Source organism: Pseudomonas quercus, from assembly GCF_012033695.1.
Taxonomy (GTDB): domain Bacteria; phylum Pseudomonadota; class Gammaproteobacteria; order Pseudomonadales; family Pseudomonadaceae; genus Aquipseudomonas; species Aquipseudomonas quercus.
The window spans coordinates 501,456-507,921 of record NZ_JAAVJI010000003.1 but is presented as its reverse complement, the minus strand read 5'-3'; the positions used below and the strand labels follow the sequence as shown (position 1 = coordinate 507,921).

Sequence of the window (6,466 nt, the reverse complement as noted above, 5' to 3'; positions counted from 1 at the left end):
GAAGAGATCGCCGAGGTCGAGCAGTTGCTGCTGAATGGGCATAAAAAATCCGATACCAGTGGGCTGGTATCGGATTTTCTAGAAACCCCGGCTTGGACTCAAATGCTTAAGTGAACAGCATTACGGCGCAGGGCCGGGGTTTTGTATGCCGCATTAGCGGTTTAACCGTTCTGGCGAATACCTGCAATAACCCAAGGTTGGTTCTCACCTTGTTGGCGTTCCATGTTCCAGCTTTCGCTAAAGGCCTCACCTTTATCGAAGCGGGAATCCTTCGATACGCCCGTGAAAGTCAGCGTAGCGATAGTGCGATCTGCACGGTCATCGATGCCATCAAGCTGCACCGACAGGTTATCGATGTAGGTGGACTGGTAGCCATCACCTAGCGCTGCACGTTCCTGACGCAGGAATTGCAACATCTGCGGGGTTACGAATTCGGCGATCTTGTCCATTTCATTGGCATCCCAGTGCTTTTGCAGCGCTTGGAAATGCTCGCGGGCAGCACCCAGGAAGTTCTGCTCGTTGAACCAGGCTGGAGCCTGAATCACAGGGCGCGCCGAGGCACTGCTGCTACCACCAAAAGGCGATGCAGGGGTTGCCAAAGGCTCTGCCTCACGCTGGTACGCTGGATGGCCGGCCATGGCCATTTGAGGTTGTTGCTTGCGACGGCGCGAGGAAATGAACCGGAAGATTACGAAGGCGACCAAGGCCAGCAGCAGGAAGTCCAGGAACTGGAACCCCTCGAAGCCATCACCCATGAACATGGAAGCAAGCAGGCCGCCCGCGGCAATACCGGCCAGAGGGCCAAGCCAACGCGAAGCGCCACTCGGCGCGCCTGGTGCGCGACCCGCCTGGGCCGGCGTGGTGGCTGAAGGTTGAGAAGGCGAGGCCTGGCGTGTTTGATGGCTAGGCGCGTCACCGAAGGACTTGCCGCCACCAAAGCGTTTGGCGGCGCTGGCGTCAAGGCTCAGCGTAAGGCTGAGGCAGAGCGCCATGGCGATGCTTAAAAAACGTTGCATGAAGGCATTCCCATTTAATGGATATATAGCAATGGCCATGTTGCACGCCACTTGGGGAGATAGCCAGCAGGAGATTGTTTCCGGCTTTTACGGAAAATTCCTACAGCCTGCACGCCCTACGTAAGCAGCGCGCGGGCATACAGGCTATTGGCTCAGGGAAAGAACATTTATTCCAACGGGACCAGCTTGGCATAGCCCAGCATCAGCCACTTGCTGCCCTCGTCGAAATTCACTTGGACCCGGGCCTGGGCGCCTGCACCTTCGAAGTTGAGGATTATGCCCTCGCCGAATACAGCATGCTGCACCCGTTGCCCCAGGTTAAAGACCGTATCTGGAATACCTGCCTGCCCAAATATACTGCCCATGTTGGGCTTGGCTGCCCCGCCGAAGGGGCGGCTCACGCTGTTGGACAGCCGTACCTCCGTAAGCAGGTTGGCAGGAATTTCACGCACAAACCTGGATACCTTGTTGTAGGTTTCGCTGCCGTACAACCGACGGGTTTCCGCGTAGGTCATCACCAATTGCTGCATGGCCCGTGTAATGCCCACATACGCCAGCCGGCGTTCTTCCTCTAGGCGGCCAGGCTCTTCCAGGCTCATCTTGTGCGGGAACAGTCCCTCTTCCAGGCCCACCAGGAACACGAAGGGGAACTCCAGGCCTTTGGCACTGTGCAAGGTCATCAATTGAATGCTGTCTTCATGCTCCTCAGCCTGGGTATCGCCTGCCTCAAGTGAGGCATGGCCCAGGAATGCCGCCAGGGGGGTCAGGTCTTCCTCGCCGTCAGCGTTTTCAAAGTTGCGTGCAGCGCTGACCAACTCCTCAAGGTTTTCTACCCGGGCCTGGCCTTTTTCGCCCTTTTCCTCTTGGTGGTAGAGGATCAGGCCTGCTTGCTCGATGACCGTCTGCGTCATCACATGCAAGGGCATGGTCTGGGTGCGTGCAGCCAGGTCTTCGATCAGGTCCATGAAGGCCTGCAGGGCATTGGCTGCTCGCCCCGTGACACCTTTATTGGCCACCAGCTGGCGCACTGCTTCCCACATAGACACATCGGCATGGCGGGAATGCTGACGAATAGCTTCGACTGTTTTTTCACCAATACCACGGGGAGGAACGTTGATCACTCGCTCCAATGCGGCATCGTTGCCACGGCCATCCAGCAGGCGCAGGTAGGCCATTGCATTCTTGATCTCAGCCCGCTCGAAGAACCGCTGGCCGCCGTAGATACGGTAGGGAATACGCTCGCGTAGCAGCGCTTCTTCCAATACGCGAGACTGAGCGTTGGACCGGTACAGAATTGCGATATCGCTGCGGGCAAGCCCAGTTTTTATGGCGCTTTCGATGGTTTCCACGACATAGCGGGCTTCATCATGCTCGTTATAAGCGGCGTAGAGGCTGATAGGGTCACCCTCCCCACCATCGGTCCACAGCTCTTTGCCCAGCCGGCCACTGTTATTGGCGATCAGGGCGTTGGCGGCATTGAGGATACCGGCTGTGGAACGGTAGTTCTGCTCCAGGCGAATGACTTCGGCGTCTGGAAAGTCCGTCGTGTATTGGCGGATGTTTTCAATACGGGCGCCACGCCATCCGTAAATGGACTGGTCATCGTCGCCGACGACCATCAGGCTCTGCCCGCCCTTGGCCAGCAAGCGAAGCCAGGCGTATTGCACCGCGTTGGTGTCCTGGAACTCGTCCACCAGCACATGGCGGAAGCGCCGTTGGTAATGTTCCAGCAGGGTGGCATTGTCCCGCCAGAGGTCGAGCGCACGCAGCAGCAGCTCTGAAAAGTCGATGACGCCAGCGCGTTCACAGGCCGCTTCGTAGGCCTCGTAAATGCTTCGCATAGTGGCCAGGAACAGGTCGCCCTTGGGCTGGATGTGTTGAGGGCGCAGGCCCTCGTCTTTCTGGCCGTTGATAAACCATTGGGCCTGGCGCGCTGGCCACTTCTGGTCGTCGAGCCCCAGTTCTCGGATCACACGCTTGACCAGGCGTTGCTGGTCATCGCTGTCCAGGATCTGGAAGTTCTGGTTGAGTTTTGCTTCCTGCCAGTGGGCGCGCAATAGCCGGTGGGCCAAGCCATGGAAGGTACCTACCCACATTCCGGCCGGGCTGATGCCCATGAGCTGCTCGATACGATGACGCATCTCGGCAGCGGCCTTGTTGGTGAAGGTAACGGCCAACAGCGAATGCGGCGAGGCATGCTCCACCTGCATCAACCAGGCGATGCGGTGCACCAGCACACGGGTTTTGCCAGAGCCAGCGCCGGCCAGAACCAACTGACGCCCTACGCTGGCGGCTACTGCCTGGCGTTGGGCATCGTTGAGCGAATTGAGCAACAAGGAGAGGTCATCATGCATGGCGGGCATTCTAGGGTGCAGGGGCGGGCTACAGCAAACGTCGCTTACGACCGGTGTGCTGATAGGTGACGAAGTATCGAAAAGCCACCGCGGGCAAAGGGCCATTGGCGGCATTCGAGGAAATCTTGTGTATGCTGCCATTCATCATGCAGGTCTGAACAAGAATAACGCTTATGGCCCTTGAATACCGCTCCCCGGGGCAAATTGCGCCTGTGCGCCAGGCCTTGGAACAGGATTTTTCTGCAAGCCTTGCAGTGGAGCGCACGCGGCTGCTCTATCAAGGCTCGCTTGTGCCTACGCTGTTGATGCTGATTACAGGGCTGGTGTGTGCCTGGATTCTCTGGTCTCCTGGCCACCATGGGCTGGTCAGCGTATGGCTGGGGTGGCTTATGACGCTTGTAGCGCTGCGAGTGATCCAGGTCGCAGCGTTTGATGCTTCCATGCCTGACCGGCAGGCATCACCCGTGTGGCGCCGGATGTTCCTGTTCGGCTCGGCCGCCAGTGGGCTTTCCCTGGCCGGTGCAGCCATCCTTCTCGCACCTTTCGACAGTTTTCTGCAGCAAGCCTGGATCTTTGGCTTGCTGGGCGCAGCCGCATTATCGGCAAGCATCGCCTATGCGGTGAGCTTTCCTGCCTTCCTAAGCTTTGCTGTTCCCTGTCTTGTTCCGCCTGTCATCTGGCTGTTTATGCACGGGGGCCTGCACCAGCAGGGTTGGGCTTGGCTTGGCCTGATGCTGTTGGGCGCACTGTGTGTGGTGGCCTGGCAAGTCAATCGGTTGATCGAGCGTGGGTTACTTCGGCGTTTTCAGAACCAGAGCCTCATTGCCAGCCTGCAGGCGGAGCAAGCCGTCATCACGCGGTTGAACCGGGAAATGACCGAGGAAATGGCCCGTCGTAGCGCTGCGGAGCGTGAGTTGCGTGCTGTCCAGTCCAGCCTCGAAGCCCATATCGCACAGCGTAGCCAGCAGCTGGATGAGGCGAACCAGGCGTTAAGCAAGAGTCAGGCACGCCTGGCGTTGGCGCTGGAAGCCAGCGAGCTGGGGTTATGGGATTGGGACCTGCGTACTGACGAAGTGCATCATACGGCGCTGGAGCGGTTGGTTGGCCTCGCGGCGCTAAACACGCCACTGCTGCTCAAGCACCTGCGCCCGCGGCTACACCCGGATGACCTTCCAACGCTTAAGCGCACCCTGATTGAACACCTCAAAGGCCGTAGTGTGGATTATCGCGTTGAATACCGTATACGGCACGACGATGGCCGGTGGTTATGGATTGAAGACCGCGGTCGCGCGGTGGAGCGCACACCGGGGGGGCGCGTGTTGCGAATGCTGGGTACCCGACGTGATATCACACGGTTGCGCGAACAGGCACAACAACAACGTTTGGCCGCAACCGTGTTCGATGCCATGAGCGAGGGCATCGTTGTGCTGGACCCGGATTTCAGGGTGCTGACGATAAATCAGGCATTCAGCCGCATAACAGGTTACCTGCCCTCGGCCTGCCTGGGCGAGCTGCTGCTGGACCTTCCTTGCAGCCGTGACCTTCGCCGCCATTTTCCTCAGATTCATCAGGCTCTGCTTGAACAAGGCGCCTGGCAAGGCGAAGTCGTAGAAACCCGCTTGAATGGCGAGCTGTACCCCCAATGGTTGCAGGTGACTGCCATTGTGGACGAGGCGGCCAGCCTGCGCCAAGTTGTGGTCTTCTGCTCGGACCTAACGTCACGACGCGCTTCTGAAGAGCGCTTGCATTACCTCACCTACCACGACGAACTGACCGGGCTAGGGAACCGCAGCCTGTTCCGCCAGCGTCTGCACGATGCCACCCAACGTTTGCGACACAACGGTCGCAGCCTGGCGCTGCTGCATATCGATCTGGACCGTTTCAAGCTGCTCAATGACAGTTTTGGCCATGATGCGGCTGATCAAGTGCTGCGCCAGGTGGCCAAGCGCATCGGGGCCGCCTTGCCTGAGGCAGATACAGTCGCCCGGCTATCGGGCAATGAATTCGGCGTATTGTTTGATGCCTACGCCAGCCTCTCCGGCCTGATCCAGGTAACCACGCGGCTGCTGGGCAAGATTCGAGTACCGTTGCGCCTCAATGGCCATGAGCTGACCATCACAGCGTCCATCGGGATCAGCCTGCTACCTGATACCACGCGTGAAGGGGCGGTGCTGCTCAATCAGGCTGCCATGGCGATGCAGGAGGCCAAACGGCTGGGCGGCGACGGCTTTCAGTTTTTCACCGAGCCTCTGCAGGCCGATGCCCATGACCGGCTTCAGCTTGAGCACCAACTGCGTCGGGCGCTGGAGCTGCAGCAGCTCGAAGTGTTCTATCAGCCCAAGCTGGACCTCACGAACCAGGCCCTGAGTGGGGCTGAAGCCTTGGTGCGTTGGCATCACCCGGAGCGAGGGCTGATGGCCCCAGGCACTTTTATCGAGTTGGCCGAAGAAACCGGGCTGATTACGGCCATTGGTGAGTTTGTATTGCGTACCGCCTGCCGTCACGCGAGGGAGTGGCAGCGTCATGGCCTGGGCGACCTGCGTGTGTGCGTGAACCTGTCGGGCCAGCAACTTCGGTATGGAAACCTGGTGAGCCTGGTGCGCCAGGTACTGGCCGAAAGCGGGCTGGCACCTACACTACTGGAGCTTGAGCTGACGGAAAGCCAGTGGCTGGACAATGTCAGCGCCATTCACGCAACTTTTGCACAGTTGAGGCAATTGGGGGTCAAGCTCGCTATCGATGACTTTGGCACAGGCTATTCGGCACTCAGTTACCTTAAGCGGCTTCCCGTAGACTTCGTGAAACTGGACCAGGCATTCGTGCGTGAACTGGAAGACAGCCATGCGGATGCTGCTATTACCCAGGCGGTCATCACCATGGCCCACGGGCTGGGCTTGAAGGTCACCGCCGAAGGGGTAGAAACCAGTGGCCAGCTTTCAACACTGCAGGCGCAAGGTTGCGATGAGGTTCAGGGCTACCTGATCGGCCGCCCAGCCACAGCGGCCGCGTTTGCACAGTGGCTTGTGGTACGGGGAAGCGAAGGTGTTCCCCTTGTTTGACTGGGCCTGTAACAGCCCATGTAGTATAACTACAAAA

The 6,466-nt window shown here is 58.9% G+C and carries 3 protein-coding genes; 1 reads left to right on the top strand and 2 read right to left on the bottom strand.

What is annotated here, in order from left to right:
- Positions 1-161: 161 nt before the first annotated feature.
- Both HBH25_RS08730 and uvrD read right to left on the bottom strand, forming a co-directional pair.
- Positions 162-1,016, bottom strand: a complete 855-nt coding sequence (locus HBH25_RS08730; protein ID WP_168083499.1) for a Tim44 domain-containing protein — start codon at positions 1,014-1,016, stop codon at positions 162-164.
- A 167-nt stretch (positions 1,017-1,183) separates the two neighbouring features.
- Positions 1,184-3,370: a DNA helicase II gene (gene uvrD / locus HBH25_RS08725; RefSeq protein WP_168083498.1), complete on the bottom strand. Its 2,187-nt coding sequence runs from the start codon at positions 3,368-3,370 to the stop codon at positions 1,184-1,186.
- 173 nt (positions 3,371-3,543) lie between these two features.
- Here uvrD and HBH25_RS08720 point away from each other — a divergent pair, with 173 nt between their 5' ends.
- Positions 3,544-6,429 carry a GGDEF and EAL domain-containing protein gene (locus tag HBH25_RS08720; RefSeq protein WP_168083497.1) on the top strand — a complete coding sequence of 962 codons (2,886 nt, stop codon included), beginning with the start codon at positions 3,544-3,546 and terminating at the stop codon, positions 6,427-6,429.
- The last annotated feature ends 37 nt before the right edge of the window (positions 6,430-6,466 follow it).